Annotated in this window: 15 protein-coding genes; 7 read left to right on the forward strand and 8 right to left on the reverse strand. The window is 60.3% G+C overall.

The window, feature by feature from the left end; translation table 11 throughout:
• Positions 1-216 precede the first annotated feature (216 nt).
• Positions 217-969, forward strand: coding sequence for a hypothetical protein (locus R6U53_RS02385; protein ID WP_410320774.1), 753 nt, complete (start codon positions 217-219; stop codon positions 967-969).
• Here the strand turns inward: R6U53_RS02385 and R6U53_RS02390 are convergent.
• Positions 957-8873: a right-handed parallel beta-helix repeat-containing protein gene (locus R6U53_RS02390; RefSeq protein ID WP_410320775.1), complete on the reverse strand. Its 7917-nt coding sequence runs from the start codon at positions 8871-8873 to the stop codon at positions 957-959. The genes R6U53_RS02385 and R6U53_RS02390 overlap by 13 nt on opposite strands.
• A 571-nt stretch (positions 8874-9444) precedes the next feature.
• On the opposite strand from R6U53_RS02390, the gene R6U53_RS02395 reads away from it, so the two are divergent.
• From R6U53_RS02395 to R6U53_RS02410, 4 genes are all read left to right on the forward strand, one after another.
• The gene (locus R6U53_RS02395) at positions 9445-9942 is read left to right on the forward strand and encodes a hypothetical protein (protein ID WP_410320776.1); all 498 of its coding nucleotides are present in this window, start codon (positions 9445-9447) and stop codon (positions 9940-9942) included.
• Between the two features lie 29 nt (positions 9943-9971).
• A complete protein-coding gene (locus R6U53_RS02400) occupies positions 9972-10364 on the forward strand; it encodes a hypothetical protein (protein ID WP_410320777.1) in 393 nt (130 codons plus the stop codon).
• Positions 10365-10427: 63 nt separating this feature from the next.
• A complete protein-coding gene (locus tag R6U53_RS02405) occupies positions 10428-12245 on the forward strand; it encodes an ATP-binding protein (protein ID WP_410320778.1) in 1818 nt (605 codons plus the stop codon).
• A gap of 75 nt (positions 12246-12320) precedes the next feature.
• A complete protein-coding gene (locus R6U53_RS02410; protein WP_410320779.1) occupies positions 12321-12704 on the forward strand; it encodes a hypothetical protein in 384 nt (127 codons plus the stop codon).
• 58 nt (positions 12705-12762) lie between these two features.
• On the opposite strand, the gene R6U53_RS02415 is transcribed toward R6U53_RS02410, so the two are convergent.
• The 3 genes from R6U53_RS02415 to R6U53_RS02425 all read right to left on the reverse strand — a co-directional run bounded on the left by R6U53_RS02415 (position 12763) and on the right by R6U53_RS02425 (position 15835).
• On the reverse strand, positions 12763-14013 hold the full coding sequence (locus R6U53_RS02415) for a hypothetical protein (RefSeq protein ID WP_410320780.1): 1251 nt from the start codon (positions 14011-14013) through the stop codon (positions 12763-12765).
• The gene (locus R6U53_RS02420) at positions 13988-14683 is read right to left on the reverse strand and encodes a hypothetical protein (protein WP_410320781.1); all 696 of its coding nucleotides are present in this window, start codon (positions 14681-14683) and stop codon (positions 13988-13990) included. The genes R6U53_RS02415 and R6U53_RS02420 overlap by 26 nt, the downstream gene beginning before the upstream one ends.
• Positions 14684-14953: 270 nt before the next feature.
• Positions 14954-15835 (reverse strand): KaiC domain-containing protein, encoded by an 882-nt coding sequence (locus tag R6U53_RS02425; protein WP_410320782.1) that lies wholly within the window; start codon positions 15833-15835, stop codon positions 14954-14956.
• 122 nt (positions 15836-15957) lie between these two features.
• On the opposite strand from R6U53_RS02425, the gene R6U53_RS02430 reads away from it, so the two are divergent.
• Complete coding sequence (locus R6U53_RS02430) at positions 15958-16770, forward strand: NAD(+)/NADH kinase (protein WP_410320866.1); 813 nt, start codon at positions 15958-15960, stop codon at positions 16768-16770.
• A gap of 4 nt (positions 16771-16774) precedes the next feature.
• Here R6U53_RS02430 and R6U53_RS02435 read toward each other — a convergent pair whose 3' ends face one another.
• From R6U53_RS02435 to R6U53_RS02450, 4 genes are all read right to left on the reverse strand, one after another.
• Entirely contained in the window at positions 16775-18367 is a 1593-nt protein-coding gene (locus tag R6U53_RS02435) for a COG1361 S-layer family protein (protein ID WP_410320783.1), read from the reverse strand.
• A 137-nt stretch (positions 18368-18504) separates the two neighbouring features.
• A complete protein-coding gene (locus R6U53_RS02440; protein WP_410320784.1) occupies positions 18505-19287 on the reverse strand; it encodes an ABC transporter permease in 783 nt (260 codons plus the stop codon).
• A 4-nt stretch (positions 19288-19291) separates the two neighbouring features.
• The gene (locus R6U53_RS02445; protein ID WP_410320785.1) at positions 19292-20074 is read right to left on the reverse strand and encodes an ABC transporter permease; all 783 of its coding nucleotides are present in this window, start codon (positions 20072-20074) and stop codon (positions 19292-19294) included.
• Positions 20071-20967 carry an ABC transporter ATP-binding protein gene (locus R6U53_RS02450; RefSeq protein WP_410320786.1) on the reverse strand — a complete coding sequence of 299 codons (897 nt, stop codon included), beginning with the start codon at positions 20965-20967 and terminating at the stop codon, positions 20071-20073. The genes R6U53_RS02445 and R6U53_RS02450 overlap by 4 nt, the downstream gene beginning before the upstream one ends.
• Before the next feature lie 149 nt (positions 20968-21116).
• Here R6U53_RS02450 and mptA point away from each other — a divergent pair, with 149 nt between their 5' ends.
• Positions 21117-22049: a GTP cyclohydrolase MptA gene (gene mptA, locus R6U53_RS02455; protein ID WP_410320787.1), complete on the forward strand. Its 933-nt coding sequence runs from the start codon at positions 21117-21119 to the stop codon at positions 22047-22049.
• The last annotated feature ends 8 nt before the right edge of the window (positions 22050-22057 follow it).

The following is a 22057-nucleotide window of genomic DNA, read 5'->3' on the forward strand; positions in this document are numbered from 1 at the left end:
CGAGACGTTACAGCGGTCGATTCGCCTGTCGTAATTTCGGTCGGGGTTTAGACGGTGTGGTACGTACCGACGATCGTGTTCTCGTCGGACGTTCGACGCGATAGATCGCACGACCGGGACAGTCTCGCCAGTCTGGTACTCGGCGGTCTGTCGATCTGTCTCGTAGCTGTCGCGCTCGTCGGCGTATATTTGCTTCCAAGGTCAGTCAGGCGATCGATGGCCTTCGAATACGCGAATCCGACGATCTCGACCGCGTACACTGCGCATTTCGTACATTTCACCCCATCACATTTGGGGAGCAATCTCGCGGTGTTTCTGTTCGCGAGCGGCGCGATCGTGGTTCTCGTGGGTCGGGTCGGCGACCACTGGCTACTCGTTGGATACCTCACTACGCTGGCCGTCGTCCTCCCGGTCGCGCTGTCGTTTTCGAACCTCGCGATCCCGAGAAACAGCGTCACGTACGGATTCTCGGGAATAAACATGGCGATCGTTGGCTTCCTTCCGGTCGCGACCACCCGATATCTCGAACGAAAGCTGGAGCACCCGCTCGATACGAGTCTGCTCTTGACCTCGTTTTTTTTATCGATGAGCTACGTCGGAGTCGTTGCCGTGCCGTTGTCGACTGTTTCCGTGGCGCTCGCTGCAGCTAGCGTAGTGTTCGGGTCGATATTCGCGATACAGTTTGGACGATCGGTCTCGGAGGCACTTCTGTCGGGCGACACGCGATCCAACACCTTCGATGCGACACTCCTCAGTGGCGTCATCGTTTGGATCGTGTTGCTATCGGTAGGGTTCCCGAAAATCGACGCTACCGGGGATGGTGTGACCAATCTATACGTCCATTTCATGGGCTACGCGCTCGGATTTACAGTGTCGTATCTCGTCCACGAATGGCGACTCCTCGGCGATCGACCCGCGAAAGAATATGAACCGTCCAGCGCGTTCGAAACCGCCGATTATCGCCGATAACGGGCCATCAGCGCAGCCGCGAGGAGTGCGATGATCGCGACCCCTGCACCGAAGCCGGGGAGCTCCGCCGGTTCGTCTACCGGCGTCTGCTCCGGTTCGGAGTCCGGTTCTGGGGTATCCGACTCCGTACTCGTATCCGCGTCCGGACCGGAGTCCGAATCCGGTCCATCCGAACCGGACGTGTCATCGGTTGGCTCATCCGAATCGGTCGGTTCGTCAGGTTCGGAGTCCGAGTCGTCCGAATCCGGTCCGTCCGAATCGGGCAACGAACTCCCGCCACCGATACTTCCAACCGGAGCGGGATCGGTCGCCTCCTCAACCGTCACCGTCGCGTACTGAGTATCGGTCGGGAGCACATCGATCAGGATGTCCGTCCCGATATCACTCTCGTCGAGTTCGGTCGAGAGCGTTACCGTCGTGTCCGAACCGCCGGCCAGGGTGACCTCCTCTGAGTCGACGACCGTCCCATCGAAGTGGAGTTCGACGGTTTCCGCCCCGTTGGCTTGACCGCTGTTCTCGATCGTCGCTTCGACCGAGAGCGTCTGGTCGGCCTCCAGTTCGTCTGGGGCGTCGGTTATCGTCGACTCGATCTCCGCTGCGGTCAGCACCTCGACGCTCTCTGAGCTCGCGTCGTCGTCGGTCGACAGTTCCAGCGACGCCGTGTCGAGTCTCGCAGCGGTCGACGCGTCGACTTCGAAGGTGAGCGCGTCGAGTTCCGCATCGTCGCTCGAAAGCGACTGGCCAGCGCCGATCTCGAAGGCGTCGGTCTCCGCGACCGGCTGACCATCGAGCGTGAGGACGAGCGTGTCGGCGATATCGCTGCCCGCTGTTCCGCCATGGTTCTTGACCGTGTAGGTCACCTCGACCGGTTCACCTTCGACTGTCTGGTCGATCGAATCGAGGGTCGAGTCGGCGACCCGGTAGTCGGGCTCCTCGTTCGGTTCCGTCAAGAACGGTTCCGTGGTGACCGGCGAGAGGATTTCGTCTGTGAGTGGACCGCCGGGGCGACCCCAGTAGTTGTCCGTCGCGTCGATCTCGGTGATCGAATCGGCGTTCGGTCGATCGGCGTCGATCGCGGCATGACTGTTCTGCTCGATGTTGTTGTTCTCGACGACGTGGAAGCCGGCGTCGGCGTAGATGCCGAGGTGGCCGTCGAGGATGTTGTTGTCGACGATGGTGGCATCGTCGGCATCGCCAGTCAGCACCACGGCCGTATCGCTGAGACCATCGAAGCGATTGTTCTCGATCGTCGCACCCGTGGCGCGAACTTCGGTACCGTTCGTCACGGAGCCGACGAACCGCGAGGTTCGAACCGTCGCGTCGTCTCCGGTGATCTGGACACCAACGTCGGCACCGTCGAAGTCGAAGCCTTCAACCGTAACGTCGTTTGCTTCGATCGAAACCGCGGTTCCACTCGACGTGAGCGTCGCGCCGTCACCGGACAGGGTGATATCGGACTCGTCCAGCGTGACCTCATCGTCGTAGTCGCCGGGTGCCACGTGGACGGTGTCACCGGACTCGGCGGCAGCGAGGGCGTTCTCCATCGAACCGAAGTCGACCGTCGCCTCGCTCGAATCGGTGGCGTCGTCGGTCTCGGCCTCGATGGTCGCTTCGAATTCGCCCGCACGCGGTGCGTCGGGGATCGAAGCGTCGATCGTCGCGGTCTCGTCGACCCCGAGTGTCACGTCTTCGTCACTCGTCGTGAGCTGTTCGCCGTCGGCATAGATCTCGACGGAGGTGCTCTGGGTGCCCTCCACGTCACCGACGTTCTCGACGGTCGCCTCGACCGTGTCGCCGCGTTCGAGTGAGTCAGTGTCGTCGAGTTCGACTTCGAACGTCGCCGGTTCGGGATCGCGAACCGTCACCGTCGACGTTCGGTCGCTGTCGTCCGTCTCGGCGGCGATCGTTCGGTCGCCGGTTCGGAGCTCGTTCGCGTCGATCGTGAACTCGCCCGTCGTACTCTCACCGCCCTCGAGAGTGAGCGAATTCTCGGTCGTTACCGGTTCGCCGTCGATCAGCAATGGCACTTCCTGAGTGCCCTCGAGATCGCCGACGTTCTCGATAGTTGCCTCGACCTCGATCGTGCCGGAATCGATACGGAGCACGTCGTCCCGAGGCGTGTTGTCCGTCACGGTGAACTCGGAGACGCGGAAGACCGCGTCTTCGGGGGCTTCGAGCACGGTCACGGTCTCGGTATCGTCGACAGTGGTCCCGTCGTACGTCGCGGTGGCGTCGAGCTCGAGATCACCTTCGAGCCCCTCGCCGACGTCGATCCCGTCGAACGTTACCGTCCTCTCGGAATCACCCTCGACAGTCACCGTCTCGGTCGCTTCGTTCTCGCCCGCGAGCCCGAGGGTGAGCTCGATGTCGCTCGCTTCGACGTCGCCTTCGTTCTCGACGGCGACGTCGACCGCGAGGGTATCCTGCTCCGCGACGAGCGGATCGGTCGCCGACTCGATAGCGACGTCGAGTTCCGGTGCTGCCAGAACTTCCGTCTCGCCGTCGGCAGTCTCGTCGTCGGTGGCGACGAAGAGCGACCCTTCGCCGATCGCGTCCTCGTCGGTCTCGACGGTCAGCGTGACCGTCTCGGATTCGTCGCTCGAGAGGTCACCGGTTTGGACAGTTTCGGCCCCGATGCCCGGAACGACGAGTTCGACCTCGTCGCTCGCGGTCTCGCCGCCGACATTCGTGACTTTGACCTCGACCTCGATATCCTTGCCCGCTTCGGGGTCGGTGACGGATTCGATGGTCGGAACGAACTCGGCGGGTGCCCGCACCTCGAGTGCGTCGGTCTCGGAGGCAGTGTCGTCGCTCGTTCTGAGCGCGAGGTCGTGCGTGCCCGCGGAGAGATCCGCGGTGTCGACATCGAGCGTGACATCGACCGACTCGCCACTCGGCACCTCGACATCGGTCTCCGCGACCGTCGAGCCATCAGCCGTCAATTGGACCGTCTCGCTCGTTGCCGCGCCACCGTCGTTCTTGACCGTCGCTTCTACTGTCGTCGTCTCGCCCGCGACGACTGAGTCGAGATCGCCGAGGTTCGACTTAGTGATGTCCACGGTCGCAGGTTCGAGGATCGTGATCGTCCCGGCTTCGGAACGGCTCGTCGGTGTTCCGACCTCGTACGTCGTCTCGCTGTCCGTGAGTGAAGCCGACGGGATATCCGTTAGTTCGACCGTCATCGACTCCTCGGGGTCCAGCGTGGCATCGACGGCGTCGACGGTTTCACCACCGCGTTCGAGAACAACCGTTCGGGTTCCCTCGGCGGTACCACTGTTCGTCACCGTCGCACTGACGGAGACCTCCTCGCCGGGCAGCGTCTCGTCGTCGGAAGTGATATCCGACTCTTGGATCTCGAACGTCGTCTCCGATTGGACGACGCTAATCGTCTCCGACGAATCGTCGTCCGTCGCGTCGACGGTGAGTTCGAGGTCACCCTCGGAACCGGGCGCGAAGGTGACTTCCCTCGTGAACGTCGCGCCACTACCGAGTGCGACACGGTCCTCGACGCCGAACTCCTGGATCGTCTCGCCACCGGCTTCGATCGAGATCGGTTTGACGCCGGCCACGTCACCGGTGTTCTCGACCGTCAGCTCGGCGGTGATGCGCTCTCCGACGGGTACTTGATCGGTGTCGACCTCGAAGTTCGTGACTTCGAACGCCGTCGGCCGGGTCGGTTGGCCGTCCGGATACGGCGCATTGAGCCACGGCGCGATATCGACGTTCTCGCTAACCGCGTCGCCGTCACCGGGGCCTTCGTCGCTGGGACCGGTTTTGTCGCCCCAGTAGTTTCGGGTAGCGTCGAGCGTTTCGGTGTAGCTGGATGCATCGACGGCGAACTCGTCACCGGCGAGGTTGTTTTGATTCACTTCGATATCAGAACCAGCATCGCTTCCGACTAAGACCGCAGTATCGGTACTCGAGATGTCGTTCTCCGTGACGGAGACGTTATCACCCGAGATGTCGATACCTCGCTCGGTGGTGAATGCCGAACGTCCTTCGTACGCTGCATCGTCAACGACGATCGTGTTGGCTTCGACGACCATGTCGTCGGCCTTCCAGCCGGAGATTGCCTGGACGCCGACGGTGATGGTGTTATCTTCGATCGTGGTTTCTGTCACCGCATCCTGGGTCGCCGACCCCTGGCCGATTCCGGTAACGTCGCTGTCGATGACGTTGTTCTCTATGTTGGTATCGACGCTTTTGCCAGCGATCTGGATCGCACCGTTGCCGCCAGTGAACTGATTCGATTCGATGGTCGTATCCGACGCGCCGTCGATCCAGACCTCGTAGCCGGACCGCGAAGCGAAGTCATCGACATCGGGTGCCTCGAAGACGCTGTTTTTGATGGTGGCCGAATCGGCAGTCACTTCCACACCATTGACCGGACCATTGATTTCGTAGTGGAGGCCATCGATGGTAACGCCTTCTGCAGCGATTTCGTGATATCCGTTGACTGCGAGCGTCGTTTCGTCGGAGCGATCATCGCTATCGGCCGCAAGATCGGCGTTCCGTCCTTCGATCGTAATATCGGCAGTATCGATGGTGGCAGCACCGTCGAAGACGTCCGCAGTGAGACTGACAGTTGCACCCTCTGCAGTATCGGCGAGCGCCGACTGCAGCGTGCCGAAGACCTTCTGTGATCCATCGCTCGTCTCGTCGACGAACACTGCGCGCTCGAAGTCGTTTGCGGACACTACGCCGTCGTCGATGTTGTCACCGGCGTCCCTAATGTGGAACCCAGCGGCAGCGTCGAACTCGTTGTCAGCGATCTCGGTGTCGGCCGCCCACACTTCGAGTTGTCCGTAGTCGCTATTCACTTCGAACGTATTCCCAGTGATCTCGCTGTCTGCCGCTTCGTGACCGAGGGCGAGGCCGCCGCCGACGGAGTCGCCAGTGAAGGTGTTGTCGACGAAGCTAACGTTGGTCGACTCACTGGGGCCGCTCACTTCACCGTTCACGTACGCGAGAATCGGATTCTCACTGCCATCCGCTTCGTTCTCGAATGTGTTTCCTTCGATGTGGTGGTTATCGGTGCCACCGGTCTCGAAGAGGAGACCGTTGGGACGCCCATCGGGGCTGGGTGCGGTCCGAATCGTGCTGTCCGTCAGGTGGAAGCCTTCGGTTCCCGACCTGACGTACACCGCGGATTTGCCCGTTGCATCGACGGCGAGACCGGACACTGAGACGTCGTCAGCGGCGATCTCGAGCGCACCGCCGGTAGATTGACCCACGATCGTCGCGTCGTCGGTCCCCTCGATCGTCAATCCAGGTTGGTCGATCGTGACGTCTTCCTCGAACTCGCCGTCGAGGACGATCGTCTCGTCTTCGCCAGCGTTGTCGATCGCATCCTGGATCGAGTCGCCCTCCTGGACGACGATGTTGCCGTTCTCGTCGTAGGTCTGGCCGTTCCAGAGTTCGACAGTTTCGATGTCGGTGTTGTCACCGATGACTGCGCCCGCGACAGCCTCGATAGAGACATCTTCGTTTCCATTGACTGAGTCAGGCTCGTTGACGACTTTGATATCTGCGGATCCGCTATCTTTCGCGTCCGTAATCGCCTCTTCGATATCGTTTCCTTCCAGCGTGAGGGCGGTGATGTCGCCGGAGGACCAGATTGCTTCATCGGGGAGGTCACCCTCGATAGTGTTCTCGGATACGTTCACTTCGCCCGAGCTCCCCAATCCGATCGGGCCGCCGACGAGGTCGTTTTTCGCGACAGTTGCGTCGTCACCACCACCTCCGAGTAGGGGATTCCCGCTGGCGTCTGCTCGTTCGAGATCGTTGTCGATCGCTTCGACGTTGTTCCCGCTCAACCGGAGTCCAGTCGGCTGAACGCCCGACAGATCCGCGTAGATCGAGAGCCCTTCGATTCGGACGTTATCAGCACTCACTTCAACAACAGTGTCACTCCCACCGATTCCGGCATCTTCTGGTGCGATGATTTCCGGTTCGGAATCCTCTGCGGCCTGGACGGTGATCCCATCAACATCGACTTTGATGGACTCTTCGTACGTTCCGGATCGAACTACGATCGTATCGCCGCTTTCGGCTTTCTCGATTGCACTCTCGACATCATAGAATACGCTGTATCCTTCCGTTCCATCGGCGGTGTCTTTCAATCCGGTCGATGAGTCCTCATCGGGGATTAATACTCCACGTTCGATGGTATTTTCTTCAGCTATCGAGGTCCAATCGATCGGTTCGTTCAGTTCGCCGGCCGTACTAAAGATCCCGTCGTAGACGTACGTCTGTTCATCTCCATTGTCGTCTTCGTACGTCAGCGTGTACTGGTGGCCTTCGATTTCGTTGTCCTCGATCGTAACCGATCCAACGGCATAATTTCGCCAGTCGACATCCTCTTGCTCCCCAGCGAAGCTTATCAATCCGATTTCGTTGTTCCGGACGAGACGGTTCGTTGCATCGGTCTGGTTGCCGGCCCCGTCGTTGAAGCTCAGACCGGCATTGATTTCATTTCCAGTGACAGAGAGCGTCTGGACGTCGCCAGAGTTGAAGTAAACGCTACCGATCTCACCGTTGACGACGCTATCTGCGAGTGTGAAGTCGTCACCGGCGATCTCGAGATTTTTGTTCGGAGAGGCGTCTGGATTAGGCGTAATCTCGATTCCCTGGATCGTCACGCTATCTGCGGCGATGAAGGGTCCGTTCGTTCCGAAATCGGATGACGCCTGCGAGATTACGTTCGCTTCGACGTTTTCGTCATCGCTGACGGGTTCTCCAGCGTCGCTGACACCCCGAATCGTGACCTCCTCGGTACCGACGTACAGACCGAACGAGTACGGTTGATTGTCGGTTCCGTAGGCATCACGATTCTCCGCGATTTCTTCGTAGGTACCGGGGAATACATCGATTGTCGCTCCATTGCCGGCCGAATCGATCGCCGTCTGGATACTGAGCCCTTCGTCAACGACGTAGCGATCATCGACAACGTCGTGAACGACAGCCGCATCGGTATCTGCTTCTTCGTTTTTCCCGATCGCGGTGTCTACAGCACCCTCTCGCTCAGCAAAGTACCACTCGTATTCGTTCGCGGCTGCATCGTTCGCGAGCGTATTCGATGTCTCTGCAGTCACTCGATACTGGATATTTCCGGGGAGATTGATGTCCTCAATCTGGTCTCGATCGGCCGCTTGGATGTAGAGTGGAGTATCCTCGCCGGCATGCAAGTCATCAGTAAACGCGATATCATACGATCCGACGTCATCTCCGAGCTGGTCGCTGAGTGCGCCGTTAGCGAAGACCGCAACCCCACCCCACGCGTTGTTGCTGGTGGATAGCTGGGAAACATCGGAGCTTGTAACGTCAGTGAACGCAACACCAACGCCACCGTTGTCGCGCACCTCGATCTCGTTTAGATTCGCATTCGTGACGGCGTTCAAATCGAGACCGGAGCGGCCCCAATCTTCGATAGTGACGTCCGTGACAGAAACTTGATCGAGTCGGCCTTCATCGAGATCAGCTGCGTCGATTTTAACACCATAAATCGAATCGGATTCCGCCCCGGGGCCGGATAGCGTGAAACCCGACAGTTCCACATTCTCACCACGAACGAGGAGTCCGTAGCCTGTGGAGGTACTTTCTATCGTTGTTTCATCTGTTCCGGCACCCTCGATGGTCAAATCGTCAGTTCGAACTTCGAGTTGAGAATCGACCGTGTGCGTTTCGGCCTGCAGTTGTATTGTATCACCCGATTCTATGTCATCACTCTCGAGAGCATCCTGAAGCGTAGTGAAATCAGCTCCGTCTTCACTACCGACGGCATACGTTTCACCGGCATCGCTCGATTCTTGCGCCACCGCCCCACCCGCAAATCCCGCAACTCCAAGCAAAACGAGCGCGGTGATCGCCGAAGCGATCACCAGTATGCGCTTCTTGTGCGTCATGTTCCACCCCACCCCGAACAAGAGTGATCGTTCGAACGTCGATACCTAACCGTGGATAGTAACCGCATCTTACCCCCCATTTCACTCGTCAAAACTGACCGTACATATATAAACCTCGGTTCATAGTATAAAACCCATGTGGCCGTTTCGGAAATCAATTCATCCAAAAGTGTAATGTAAGTAATAATATCTTTATTACTGTCTATATAACACCGTATAGAAGGATTAGATCACCGTTTCGCCATCCACTTCGAGAGACAGATTAAACGGCAAGGTAAGCCAGCCATATCGCTCTCGGACCCGTTTATATAGTGGCGGTCACGGGTAGGGAGTCGGTAGTTGTTCGCGTTCATCATAGCGCGTACGCACGCAAACGATCAGAGTAGCATCGCTCGAGCGGCCCTCGACACCAGCCCAGACGGGCGATCACTCTGCAAAGTGGATCGATCGATCCCACCAAGAGACCTGTTAACGAGCTATTAAGCGGCAGTAAGTCATATTTAATCGCCCAATAGGTATATGCGACCCACACACAGACACAGTCGGACGACGACCACGACCGCTGAGAACCATGAGCACGAAACGAGAACACACTGGACGTGGGGCCGCGAGTCGCGTGGGATCCCGTCGGCGTCGTGGCCGATCGCGGGAGCCACGTGATGGCTGGTGGCGGTACAACCGCTCGATCCGGTTTTACGGACTCACCTTCCTCGCGGGGACAAAACTCGCCGACGTCGTCACGACCGTCGTTGGCGTACAGTACGTCCCCTCGATCGTCGAGGCGAATCCGGTTGCGGATACGCTGTTCGTCGAAATGGGACTCGTCACCGGCCTGACGGTCCTGGGCTTCGCGACGGTCTTGTTCGCCGCTTGTGCCGCCGAACTGTTCGGGCTGGAGATCCGACGGCGCTTCGGCTTGCCGAAGACCGCACTGTTCGCACAGGGGTCGATCTATCTGATCCTCTCGGTGCTGTTCGGCCTCGTCGCGATTCACAACGCCACGCTCATCGCCGATCAGACGTCCTACATGCTCGACGGTGTGCTCGTGCCACCCGCGGTGCTTGGATAATTGACGATCAAAACGATACCCGATAGAGAATGCCACGACGCGATACTGATACCGGAGCAGGCCGAAAAGAAGCGAGCACCGAACCGTCCGACGACGGCACGCTCGGAGGGCTTCGTCGGACCGAGACGATCGCTGATCTCGTCGACTTCGCAGCGGTTCGTCGCGACCTCCCCGACGAGTGGGACGTCCGTCCCGATCTCGTCCAGTTCGGCCCGGAGCCGCTCTCGGAGACGATCCGCTTTCGGCGGACCCTCGCGGACCCACAACTCGTGTTGAAGCCGGTCGACGACAGCGACCCGGGCCACAACATCACGTTCTACGAGCGCGCCGGCCCGCGGGCGGCGCGCGAGCGGACGAGGACCGTCGACTCGCTTTCGGAGGCGGTGCGAGTCGCGACCAATCGGATTCACCAACTCGATTAGGGTTCTTTAGGGCTCCGGCGTGGGTGCGTGGATTATTTGTTCGATGGGAGCGAGGGTCATGATATGTCCGATCTTGGCGACTTTGCGAACTACGATCCCGACGACTCCGGGACGAAAGATTCGACCGCACCGGCATCCGAGTCGCCGACGGAACCGGTGTCCGAAACGGACACCGACTTCGAGCCGGTAGCCGTCTCGCCGGCCGGAACCGACCGCGGCATCGGAACGCTGTCGGCCTCCGAAGGGCTCGTCGTGAGCGAGGAGGCCGACGACACCTGCTTGCGTGCGTACGTCACCGTTAGCAACCGCTCGTCGGTTCGCATCGGCAGCTACCTGATCGCTGCTTATCCCGACGGTGAGCGGCTCTTCTGTCGGATCGTCGCCCTGGAGTACGCCCAGGAGTTCCGATCCGACGACGCCACGGAGATCCACGCCCGACGAGCGATGCGTCGCGAGGGGATCGACGAACAGGATTACAAGTTCATGGCGACGCTCGAACCGGTCGCCGTGCTGTACGAGGAGGGTGGCGAGCTCAAACGGCGAATGACCGATCGGGTACCGAAGCCCGAAACGGTCATCCGACAAGCGGAGGACAGTGCCGAGATCAAAACGGGGCTGAAAATCCCGGAGGAGGGCGTCTTCATCGGTCATCTCGCCGTCGGGGGCGAGACGGTCAAGACGGCTGCCAGCCCGCCGACGATCGACTATCGGCTGAAAGATGACTACGAGGCCGGCGATCCACTCGTCTTCCGACACACGCTCGTCGCCGGCGGCACCGGTTCCGGGAAGACCCACGGTGCGAAGAACGTCCTCCGGCAGTACCTCGCCGACCATCGACGCTATCCGACCGACGACGGCCGAACCGTCGCCCCGGCGCTCGTCCAGTTCGATCCCCAGGACGAGTACGCCCAGATGCACGACGACAACCCCGAGATGGACGCCGACTACGAGCGCCGACTCGATCGCGAGGGGATCGCTCACGGCGGGGTGGAGAACACGAAGGCGTTCGTCCCGAAAGTCGGCGATGCGACCTACGCCGCCGCCCATCACGGAGCCGAACAGATCGAGTTCACGATCCCCTTCTCGATGGTGTTCGACAACCCCTGGCTCGTCGCCGGCAGCGGGCTGAACGATAATCAGTACGGCGCGCTCGTGGGGGTGTTGCTCCCGCAGTTTAAGCGACAGTACGGCCGCGGCGGAACCTATCAAGACTTCCGAACGTTCCTCGACGATCCCGCTTTGAAGCAGGAACTCGACGAGTCCGGCCGCGTCCACGAGGCGACGTTCGACGCGATCCGACGGCGGATACTCGGCTTCGGATCGGTCTTCGATCAGGACGCCCGTCCGATCACCGAACTCGTCGACGCGTTCGTCCGACCCGGCGGAGTCACGACGGTGCCGACCTATCACATCAACGACTCCCGGGCAACGACGACCGTCGTGTTAGCGCTTTCCTCGCTGTTGGTCGACGAGAAGCTCTCGAACGACCCGACTTACGATCGGATCAAGGAGACGCCGCTCGTGTTGGGGATGGACGAAGCGCACAACTTCCTGACCGACGCCGACAGCGTTCAGGCCGATCGCGTGATCGGGAAGTTCGCCGAGGCGGCGAAACAGGGCCGAAAGGAGCGACTCGGCCTGTTTCTCATCACGCAGGACCCACAGGACATCGCAGACCCGATCTTCAAGCAGATCAACACGACGATCGTGTTGAACCTCGGCGACGAAAACGCGATCAAGGCCGTCAACATCCCCTCGAACTTGGAGGGGAAAGTGCCGTATATGGAGAAGGGACAGATGGTCGTCTACTCGCCCGACAACTCCGAACCGGTCGAGTTGATCGGCCTGTCGAACTGTCTGACGAGACACGGGCGCGAGTAGCGCTCAAGATCGAACACATGGGTGTGTCGCGTCCCGCACCCCCACGTCTATTAATTACTGTACGCAAGTGAAACCATGGAGATAGACGACCCCACGGAGGAGCTGATAAGCGTGTGTCGAGCGGGGATCGGCGACGAACTTCGCAGCATCACCTATTTCACCGACGACACGGTCGAACAGCTCTATCTTCGCTCCGATCTCGACCGGACGGCGGATCTCACCGGATTCGCGGAACTAGAACGAACGGGGTTTCGGTCCGACGATCTGTATCGGAACACACAGCTGGGTGACTACCGAGCGACGATTCGGATGTTCGAGCGCGGCTACCTGACGCGCGTCATCGAAGGTCGCTGTGGGGTGTGGGTCACGACCGACTCGATGTCGATGGAACGGTTCGAGGAGCTCGCCAGTTCGGTCAAGCCGGTTCTCGCCGCGTACGCGAGTGGGGACGGGGCCTGAAAGAGGCGAGAACGGACCTGAGCAAACTCATATGACGACCGAAAAGACCACCGGGATGTCACTGCGGCATTCTACACTTTTGTCTAATCGGGTTGAGGATAAACCATATCGTGGCGATCGAGAGCACGAGTATCGTAAGAGTGGTAATGATAAAGTACTGATAGTTTAGTTCATCGAGTACCATCGTGATTATTTGATTCGTACCGACGATGACACCGAGGATACCGAACACGGAATACGAGACCTGTTTCCCTGCTTGATATCTCATATCCCTCCGAATACGGACACTGTCTCCGACGCTTATATCCAGCCTATCCCGTTCTGAACTGGGCATCCTGATCGCCAGCGATTCGTTTTCGCCGTGAGAGCTCTCCGGTGTTTCCCCGGGTTCCAGTTTCGTATCGTTCTCCCACCCCGTCTGGCACCGGACGTTCCGCTCCTCGTTTTTCCACCTTATCAGAGCCCGATCGTTCTCCTCGATCCCCAATCCCTCCATCGTATCCTCGTTTACTCGAACGATATTCCGACCCTCATCTCGATCGTAGCCCGGAAGAACACGCAAGTGGGTGTAGCTGTAATCGACGAACAGTCGGCCGATCCACGTGGAAATTTTGCGGTAGAATTGATACGACGCTGTGCGCTTGTTTTCAAGAACACGTAGCTTCACCGTCTGAGAGACCCCTTCGTCCGTCGAGTTGACGTCTAAGAGAGTCCTAATGACGCCGTTCAGCCGGATCGTGTGTTCGTCGTAGTGTTTGTGTCGATAGGTCTCAACGGGAAGTTGAATACGAAACCCTTCGATAGGATTGATCAGTTCGGCCACATCCCCGTTTTCGAGACCTTGGAGATCGACGAGATCACCCGAGTGAATGTAACACGCAAACCCCTCCGTCGTGACGTCCCTGGATTGTTGTTCCCACGCCGAGATCCGGTGAACGCGGAGCCCGCTTTTTATCTCTGATTGAATTTCGTGGATGTCAATTTTGATATCGCTTTCCTCCGATTCGATATCCTCCGCGTCGAGACCGATCCGACGCTGAAGACTCGTCCGGATACAGGCTAAATAAACGTCATCTCTTGAATACTTTTCAGGATCGTGAACGTTACTGAAGCATACGATTTGCGTTAACGCACCGAAATCATCCGATCCGTGCGGGGTCAACCTGACGTATTCGTATTCGACCGTTTCATCCAGCGCAGAGAGGACCTCCTGTGGGACAATTACAGCGTTTCGAAACTTATCGTTCCTCTCAAAAGACCTGTTTTCAAAGTTCGAGATGGTTTCACAGATCACCGTAGAGTCGCCCACAGGTATCTCCCCTTAGACGGTCATTCTTCGCTACTGTATTAAATATTGACGTGTCGTCGGAGTGTAACGCTGTCTCGTACGTGGATTCACAGAAGTCCCGATAAAAACGCCTCGCAATCTCCTCTCCGTACATTTCGCCGAGCATCAGTATGCCAGTAACGATACGTCGATGATAGGTTCGATTCCGAGGATACGCAGCCGTGATTTCCTCCTGAGATTTCGGGCTGACATAGAGATCGATCTCTTCGGGAGAAGAAAGCTCGCTCCCTACAACGTGATCGGGTTGGACGTAAAACTCGACGCTTGGGTCTCTGAGCGTCCGGAGGTCGTATCCCGCCTCGGATTGCGCAACTCTTTGTTGTTCATACTCCGAAAGGCCGAAAATCAAAACACCGTTTATCCAATCCTCCGGATCATCGGTGTGAACAACTTCCAGCATCGTGCCACCCCTCTTTGATTCATACGAGTAATATCGCTTGAACCCCCGGATCTTCGTCGGGAGGTATTTGATTCGGTTCTGGCATTCTTTCCACTTTTTTAGGGCATCTTCTCGAACGGCGTGTTCCGTCTCATCATTATAAATTTCGTTGAGTTCGGGATCGATCGTTTCAAACCGGGAGATGAGACTGGTAGGTAGAATCAGACTACCGTATCCAAAGATCGGTGCCATCAATGAAAATGTGAGCCTGCGGGGGATATCGTACTCACGATTGTCGCGCCGGGTCTTTTTGCCCCGAGTCTCCGAGTGGAGTTTTTCTCACAGATATACCACTCTACAGAGCTCATTCGAGAATGGCAACGCCTCCGGGCTGCTGCATGAACGATCATCGGGGAGTGTCGGATATAAATCCTCCCTCTATCACGCCAACGTCCGACCTCCACATCCAGCGGGTCAGTCCTGTCAAACCCAGAGCGTTTCAACGGAGCCGACCCGGTCATCTCAGAAGATGTCCGCCTGCCGATAGACGGAGATCCCCTCACTGGTGATCTCGTAGGGCTTCGTCTCCCGGGAGTGGTTCGCGTTTCGGATCTTCTGTATCTCGACGGCCAGACGCGTCTCCCCGAACTCGGAGCGGACGTACTGGAGGACCAACACGGCGTCGGTGAGGTACTCGATGATGCCGTGTTTGGAGGTGTAGGGGTCGTGATCGCTCGCCTCACTCGTCAGCATGGTCGTGACGCCGGCGCGTTTGAGCGATTTGGTGAAATCGAACACCTCCATCCGTCGCCTGGCCTGCTCGTCGTACATCATCTCGAGCAGCGAGACGGAGTCGAGAACGAGCCTGTCGGCGTCGAACTCCTCTATGAGACGCGGGAGGTCGTTCCGGATCGACGTGAGGCTGTTGGCCATCTCGATCGGGTCGAGATCGACGATCGCCAACCGCTCGTCGTCGAGGTATTCGTCGAAGGGCCACCCCTTTTCTGTCGCCGCCCGCCGCACCGCGGTGGCGCTCTCTTCGAGCGTGAGGTAAACCGCCTTCTCGTCGCGCTCGATGCCGTGCTGGAGAAACTGCAACCCGAACGTCGTCTTCCCGGTCCCGGCCGCCCCTATCACGGCCATGAGGGATCGTTCGGGAACGCCCCCCTGAATCATCGCGTCGAGGCCGTCGATACCGAGTTCTACCCGAGGGATATCCGATTCGAACGCCTCGTCGAAGTCGTTCGCCCCGTCACCCGCCTCGGCGTCGAAAGCGGCTGCAAAGTCGTCTACCGTCGGTTCGTCGTCACCACTGCCGGCTTCGAAGGGGGCTTCGAAGGAGTCTACCGTAGGATCGTCGTCACCGGTGGTTCGATCACGCTCGAACCAGTCGTCGTCGCTCATCGATCGCCTCCGGTCGGCTCGCGCATACCCGGCGTTCGGCCGCGGATGACTTATATTCGCGGACGAACACGGTGACCGGCACTTCGGGGGGCTTTTGTCGTCGGCTGTCGAAGGGCGATCCGATGCACCTCGGCGTCGTCGCAAAGCGTGATACTCCCCGTGCCGTCGAACTCGCCGATCGGATTCGACGACACGTCGACGCGTCGGTCACACTCGACGAGGCGACCGCCGATGCGTTGGATACCGATGGTCTGACCGTCGCAGAGTTAGCGTCGTGTGATCTCGTCGTCTCCATCGGCGGGGACGGCACGTTTCTTTTCACCGCACGTGAGGTGGCACCGACGCCGATCATGGGGATCAACCTCGGTGAAGTCGGCTTTCTCAACGCGGTGTCGCCCGCCGACTGCGTCGAAGCCGTCCGGACGGCCGTCGATCGGATCCGAGCGGGGGGCGACGACTTTCAAGAACTCCCGCAGATCAGAGCCGAGGGCGACGGCTGGACGCTACCGGCCGCGGTCAACGAAATCTCGATTCTCGGCCCCCAGCGCGGCCGGAACAACGGTCTCGGCACAGAGATCAGAGTCGACGGCGAACTGTACACCGGAGGCCGCGCCGACGGTGTGCTCGTCTCGACCACCGCCGGGGCGACCGCCTACAACCTCAGCGAGGGGGGACCGCTCGTCCACCCGGACCTATCGACGTTCGTCATCACCGAGATGTGCGCCGCCGAGCCGATGCCGTCGCTCGTCGTCCCGACCGCGGCCGAGATCGCGATCCTCGTCGAGGAAGCCGATCACGCTTTCGCGATCGCCGACGGTCGCACCCGAGAACGGATCGACCCGCCGACGGCGATCCAGCTTCGGGCGGCGGAGACGCCCGTCCGAATCGCCGGGCCGCCGCTGGAGTTCTTCGCGGCGCTCGGTAAACTCGAATGAGCCCTCACCGGCGATAGAGCCAAACGAAGACGGCGCCGACGAGCAGCAGGAGGGCGCCGAAGATCACCAGTTCGATCGAGAGCAGTTCGACCCCCTCCGCTTCGGTCACCGTGATCGCGACGACCGCGGGCCGGGCCGTGACGAGTTCGTCGTCCGGGTCGGTGTACTCCACGATAACCGTCGCCGGATAGCGACTCACCGGCGCATCGCTATCGACCTCGAGATCGAACGCGATCCGATCGGTCTCGCCGGGTTGGAGCGACGGGAGTATCGTAGACCGGAACTCGCTGTCCAGCGGCGCTTCGACTGCCACGTTGAGCCGAACGTCGCGGATCTCGACGTCCCGTTGGTTCGTTACCTCGAGTTCGAGAACCCCGGCAGAACCGGCCTCGAACTGCGAGTCGACCGCCGTGATCGCGACCGAGTCGCGACGATCGGCGACGGGGACGCGTAGCGAATCGTCCGCTACTCCCTCACCGTCAGCAGGCGTCCGATACCGCGTCAAGACGTCGATCTGCTGTGGGACCGCGTCAGCCTCGGCGGGAACGGTCCCCCGAAACCGGAACGTCGTCGAGTCCCCCCGATCGAGATCGCCGACGGCGTAGGTCGGCGTCCGCGGGTCGAACGGCGCGTTCTCGATCGCCAACACGACGTCGGTCAGGTTGGCCGGCCCCTCGTTTCGGATCGTGCCGCGAACGGCACCAGTCTCGCCGACCCGGAGCGTCGACTCGTCGACGGCGATGGAAAATACCTGGGCGGACGCCGGTCGTAGTTCGATGGGGATTCCCGCTTGGACGCTCCGAACGCCGTCAGTGTCGGTGAACTGAACACGGCCGACGAGGGGGAACGCCCGGCCTGAAACGCCGGAGGTGACGGATACGTCGTAGGTGATCGTGGCGTTCTCACCGGGGGCGAGCCGCTCGATCCGGCCGGCGTTTCGCGAGTGACCCCCGAGCGTGACGTCCGCGCTTTCGGATTCGAGGCCGACGGTTAGCTCACGCGCCGGTTCGTCGCCGACGTTCCTCACGACCGTCCGCAGCGTTCCCGAATCGCCGATCCGTACGTCGCTGGTAACCGTCTCGATTTCGAACCGCGGCCCGTCGTCGATCCGCACGTCGACGGAGCGGGTGACGGTCCGCGATCGCTCTTGAACGGCCCCGCTTTGGGGTGCGTACTGCGACGTGTGTGAATACCGGAGCCTGACGTCCAGTTCGTACTCGCCGGGGGCGGCGTCCTCCGGAACCGTGACCGTGATCGGGACCTCGCGAACGCCGCCGTCGGCGACGGAGCCGATCGACGTTCGCTGGGTCTCGACGACGATCGGTGTCCGGCGCTCGTCCAACTCGACGGAGACGGCGCGTGCGGTCGTCACGACCGCCCGCTGTGACGTGGCCCCCGCCCGTATCTCGCCGTCGTTTTCGATCTGGAGGGTGAGTTGTGCCGTCGTTCCGGGGGTGAGTGTCGGCTCCGGGGCGTACACGTCCAGGTCGGGTTCGCCGCGAACGAACTGGCCCCCATCTTGGGCGAGCGCGGCGCCGGCCATCGGAGCGACGAGAAGCAGCCCAATGACGAGTGTGACTGGGACGCTACGGCGCATGCGTATCGTGCTCCCGTCGACACAGGGGGTACGATTCGGTATCGTCGTGTATTCCGGGGCGACTCATGGAAGATATCGTAGAGATACAGTCCGTCCGTACAAGAACTACTAGGCCAGACACCATACGCGGAGAATCGTCAAATGTCGCGCTCGACGAAGATCCCCGTGGCCACGAGAACCAACAGTACGAACGCGACTAGCAGGATCGCGGCGTCGAAGAACGCGTACACCTCGTTGACGAGGATTTCCGTCTCGTCGTAGTATCGGCTCGGCGTGAACTGCCCGAGCCACTCGTACTCCGGATCCAAAGTCGAGATAGTATCGACGAGCCACAGCATGAACACCGCCACGAGGGCGATCCCCTGTGCGGTTCTGGCCCGGTCGAAGAGGACGGAGACCACCAGTCCGATGGCGGCACAGACCAGCAGATACGGGACGCTGAGCAGATGCACCATCGCCAGCGCGACGGGGTTGATCGGCTCGTCGATACTGACGGAGCCGACGTAGACGATGATCGGGACCGCGATGTTCAACGCGACGAGCGGTACCCACAGCGCTGCCATCTTCTGTGCCACCACCGACTCCCGGGAGACCGGAGTCGACAGCGTGAGATCCATCTTTCGGCTCTCGATGTCACCGGCGATGATCCCAGCGCTCACGTAGGCGAAGTAGACCGCGATCAGTAGCACCCAAAAGAACGAGTACATCTCGGCGGCGATGAAGCCCTCGATCGTGTGATACGACTCGGTTCCGAACGCCTCGAAGACGGAGTCCGAAATCGCCGCCTCGAGTTCCACCGCGCCCTCCGAGAACTCCGGGAAGATCGAAAAGTACAGTATGGCCAACGCGGCGAACACGCCGATCAGGACGACCGAGCCGCGGAGCCGTCGTCGCGACTCGTTTTCGAGGATGGCGGTCATCGCCTCAGATATCCCTCCGGACGAAGATAGCCGCGGCGACCACGAGAGACGCGCCGAACACCGCGAGGAGGAGACTCGCGTCGAGAAAGCCGTACTCGCCGTGGACGAGTATCCCGGTCGGATCGTAGTACCGACTTGGGGTGAGATCGCCGATCCACTCGTACTCGGGGTCCGTGTACGAGAGTCCATCAATCAGCCAGAGTACAAACACGATCCCGAGGGACGTGACTTGCGCTCGTCCGACCCGATCGAAGATCACGGAGAAAACGACGCCGATCCCCGCACAAACCAGCAGATACGGAATACCGAGCAAGTGGACCATCCCGAGCGCGACGGGATCGAGGCGCTCGCCCAAGGCGAGCGCTCCGAGGAATAGCGTGATCGCCACGGCGCCGTTCAACGCGACGATCGGGACCCACAGGGCGGCGACTTTCTGTGCCACCACCGACTCCCGGGAGACCGGGTTCGACAGCGTGAGATCCAGCTTTCGAGACTGGACGTCCCCCGCGATCAGCCCGCCACCCACGTACGCCAGGTAGACGCCGCCGAACAGCACCCAAATGAACGGATAGACGTAACCGCCGGCGAACCCCTCGATGGTGTTCAGCTCCTCCAGCCCCATCAACTCGATTACGAACTCCGGGTAGGCATCCATGATCACCTCTGCCTCGTCCTGTATCGCCGGGAAGACGGCGAGAAAGAACGCGGTGAGCATCCCAAACAGCCCGCCCAACAGGAGCGACCCGCGTCGCAGCCTGCGCGATTCGTTTCGCAGGATCGCCGTCATGGCGTCGATTCCGCGGACTCCTCACGGTAGTAGTGTTTGAATATCGTATCCAGTTGCGGATTGCCGATGTCGACGTCGTCGAGCTCGAACCGAACGAGGTGTTCGAGAAGCGGTTGCGTCTCGCCGGTGTACGTGAACCGCACCGAGCGATCGGCGATCTCGACGTCGACCATCTGTTCGGTGACGAACCGGGACTCGTCGACCGGTGTTTTCAGATGCACCCACACCTCCTTTCCGCTCCGTTTCAGCAGCGTATCGATCTCTTCGAGGGCGACCAGTTCCCCCGCTCGAATGATTCCGACGCGATCGCAAACCCGTTGGACCTCGCTGAGGACGTGTGAGGAGAAAAACAGCGTCTTGCCGGCGTCGCGTTCGTTCTCGATGAACTGGTGTAACCGATCCTGTTTGAGCGGATCCAGCCCGGACGTCGGTTCGTCCATGATCACGAACTTCGGATCGTGCATGAACGCCTGGACGATCCCGAGCATCCGCCGGTTCCCCTCGGAGTACGTCTCGATCGGCTTCTCCAGCGGCGGATGAAACAGCTCCAACAGCTCCTCGCGGCGTTCGTCGCCGTGCATTCGAGCGAAGTGATCGAGCGCCCGCCGACCGGTCAACCCCTCGTCGAATCCCAGCGTATCCGGCAGATATCCGATGTTCGCTTTTATATCGGTGAGCGCCCGGCGGTCGCGAATGTCCACGCCGAGTACGGTCGCCGTCCCCGATGTCGGCTTTATCAGCCCGAGCAGCAATCGGATGGTCGTCGTCTTGCCGGCCCCGTTTGGGCCGAGAAAGCCGAATATCTCCCCCTCCTCGACGTCGAAAGTGATTCGGTCGTTGGCGGCTGTATCGCCGTATCGCTTGGTGAGGTCCGTCACGCGAACGGCTGGCATAGTCGACATAGAGCGGGTCGATACTTCAATCGACGGGGGTTCGCGAGGGGTCGTACACGCGAGATCCCTACGCGACGCCGTAACCGGGCCACCGCGTCGGACTGCCCCTTCCGAAAGCCATAACGGTCCCCCAACCCTTTAAAAGGGTAATGAGTCAACAGCTCCCCGACGTCCAGGCATCGACCCCGGACATCAGCGTCGGACTCAACCGAGTGGGCGTGACCGGCGTCGAAAAACTCGTCAAGCTTCACCGCCTCGACGACCGCCCGATCGTCCTGATGGCCACCTTCGACGTGTTCGTCGATCTCCCCGGATGGCGGAAGGGCGCGGACATGAGCCGGAACATGGAAGTCGTCGACGAGATGCTCGAGGAAGCCGTCTCCGAGCCCGCCCTCCGCGTCGAGGACGTCTGCGGCGACGTCGCCGAGCGCCTGATCGACAAACACGAGTACACGACGGAAGCCGAAGTTCGTATGGAGGCGGAGTACATGATCCGCGAGCAGACGCCGGCGACCGATCGGCCGACGCAAGCGACGGCGGACATCATCGCATCGGCGACCGCCAGCAATGACGGAACCACACGCGAGGAGATCGGCTGTCACGTCATCGGTATGACGGTGTGTCCCTGTTCGCAGGGGATGAGCGAATCCCGGGCGAGAGACGTACTCGAAGGCCTCGACATCGATCGGAAGACGATCGACGAGTTCCTCGACGAGGTCCCGCAACCGGGGCACTCCCAGCGCGGCCACGCGACGCTCACCGTCGAGACGACCGGCCAACCGCAGGTAGACCTCAACGAACTCATCGAGATCGCCCGCGACTCGATGAGCGCGCGGATCTACAACCTCGCGAAGCGACCCGACGAGGACCACATGACGTTCGCAAGCCACAGCGACGCGAAGTTCGTCGAGGACTGCGTCCGAGCGATGGCCGAGGGGATGGTCGCTGCGTATCCCGACCTTCCCGAGACAGCCATCGTGCGGATGGAACAGTCGAACGACGAATCGATCCACCAACACAACGCCCATGCCGAACGCGTCGCCGAGTTCGGACAGCTCGTCGACGAAATCGGCGGGGAGTAAGCGGTCAA

This window comes from Natronomonas sp. (assembly GCF_046483325.1).
GTDB lineage: Archaea > Halobacteriota > Halobacteria > Halobacteriales > Haloarculaceae > Natronomonas.

Bases quoted from the DNA above. Each gene is read 5' to 3' on its own strand.
- R6U53_RS02385 (WP_410320774.1), top strand. From the start codon at position 217: ATGGCCTTCGAATACGCGAATCCGACGATCTCGACCGCGTACACTGCG.
- R6U53_RS02390 (WP_410320775.1), bottom strand. From the start codon at position 8,873: ATGACGCACAAGAAGCGCATACTGGTGATCGCTTCGGCGATCACCGCG.
- R6U53_RS02395 (WP_410320776.1), top strand. From the start codon at position 9,445: ATGAGCACGAAACGAGAACACACTGGACGTGGGGCCGCGAGTCGCGTG.
- R6U53_RS02400 (WP_410320777.1), top strand. From the start codon at position 9,972: ATGCCACGACGCGATACTGATACCGGAGCAGGCCGAAAAGAAGCGAGC.
- R6U53_RS02405 (WP_410320778.1), top strand. From the start codon at position 10,428: ATGTCCGATCTTGGCGACTTTGCGAACTACGATCCCGACGACTCCGGG.
- R6U53_RS02410 (WP_410320779.1), top strand. From the start codon at position 12,321: ATGGAGATAGACGACCCCACGGAGGAGCTGATAAGCGTGTGTCGAGCG.
- R6U53_RS02420 (WP_410320781.1), bottom strand. From the start codon at position 14,683: ATGGCACCGATCTTTGGATACGGTAGTCTGATTCTACCTACCAGTCTC.
- R6U53_RS02425 (WP_410320782.1), bottom strand. From the start codon at position 15,835: ATGAGCGACGACGACTGGTTCGAGCGTGATCGAACCACCGGTGACGAC.
- R6U53_RS02430 (WP_410320866.1), top strand. From the start codon at position 15,958: ATGCACCTCGGCGTCGTCGCAAAGCGTGATACTCCCCGTGCCGTCGAA.
- R6U53_RS02435 (WP_410320783.1), bottom strand. From the start codon at position 18,367: ATGCGCCGTAGCGTCCCAGTCACACTCGTCATTGGGCTGCTTCTCGTC.
- R6U53_RS02440 (WP_410320784.1), bottom strand. From the start codon at position 19,287: ATGACCGCCATCCTCGAAAACGAGTCGCGACGACGGCTCCGCGGCTCG.
- R6U53_RS02445 (WP_410320785.1), bottom strand. From the start codon at position 20,074: ATGACGGCGATCCTGCGAAACGAATCGCGCAGGCTGCGACGCGGGTCG.
- R6U53_RS02450 (WP_410320786.1), bottom strand. From the start codon at position 20,967: ATGCCAGCCGTTCGCGTGACGGACCTCACCAAGCGATACGGCGATACA.
- mptA (WP_410320787.1), top strand. From the start codon at position 21,117: ATGAGTCAACAGCTCCCCGACGTCCAGGCATCGACCCCGGACATCAGC.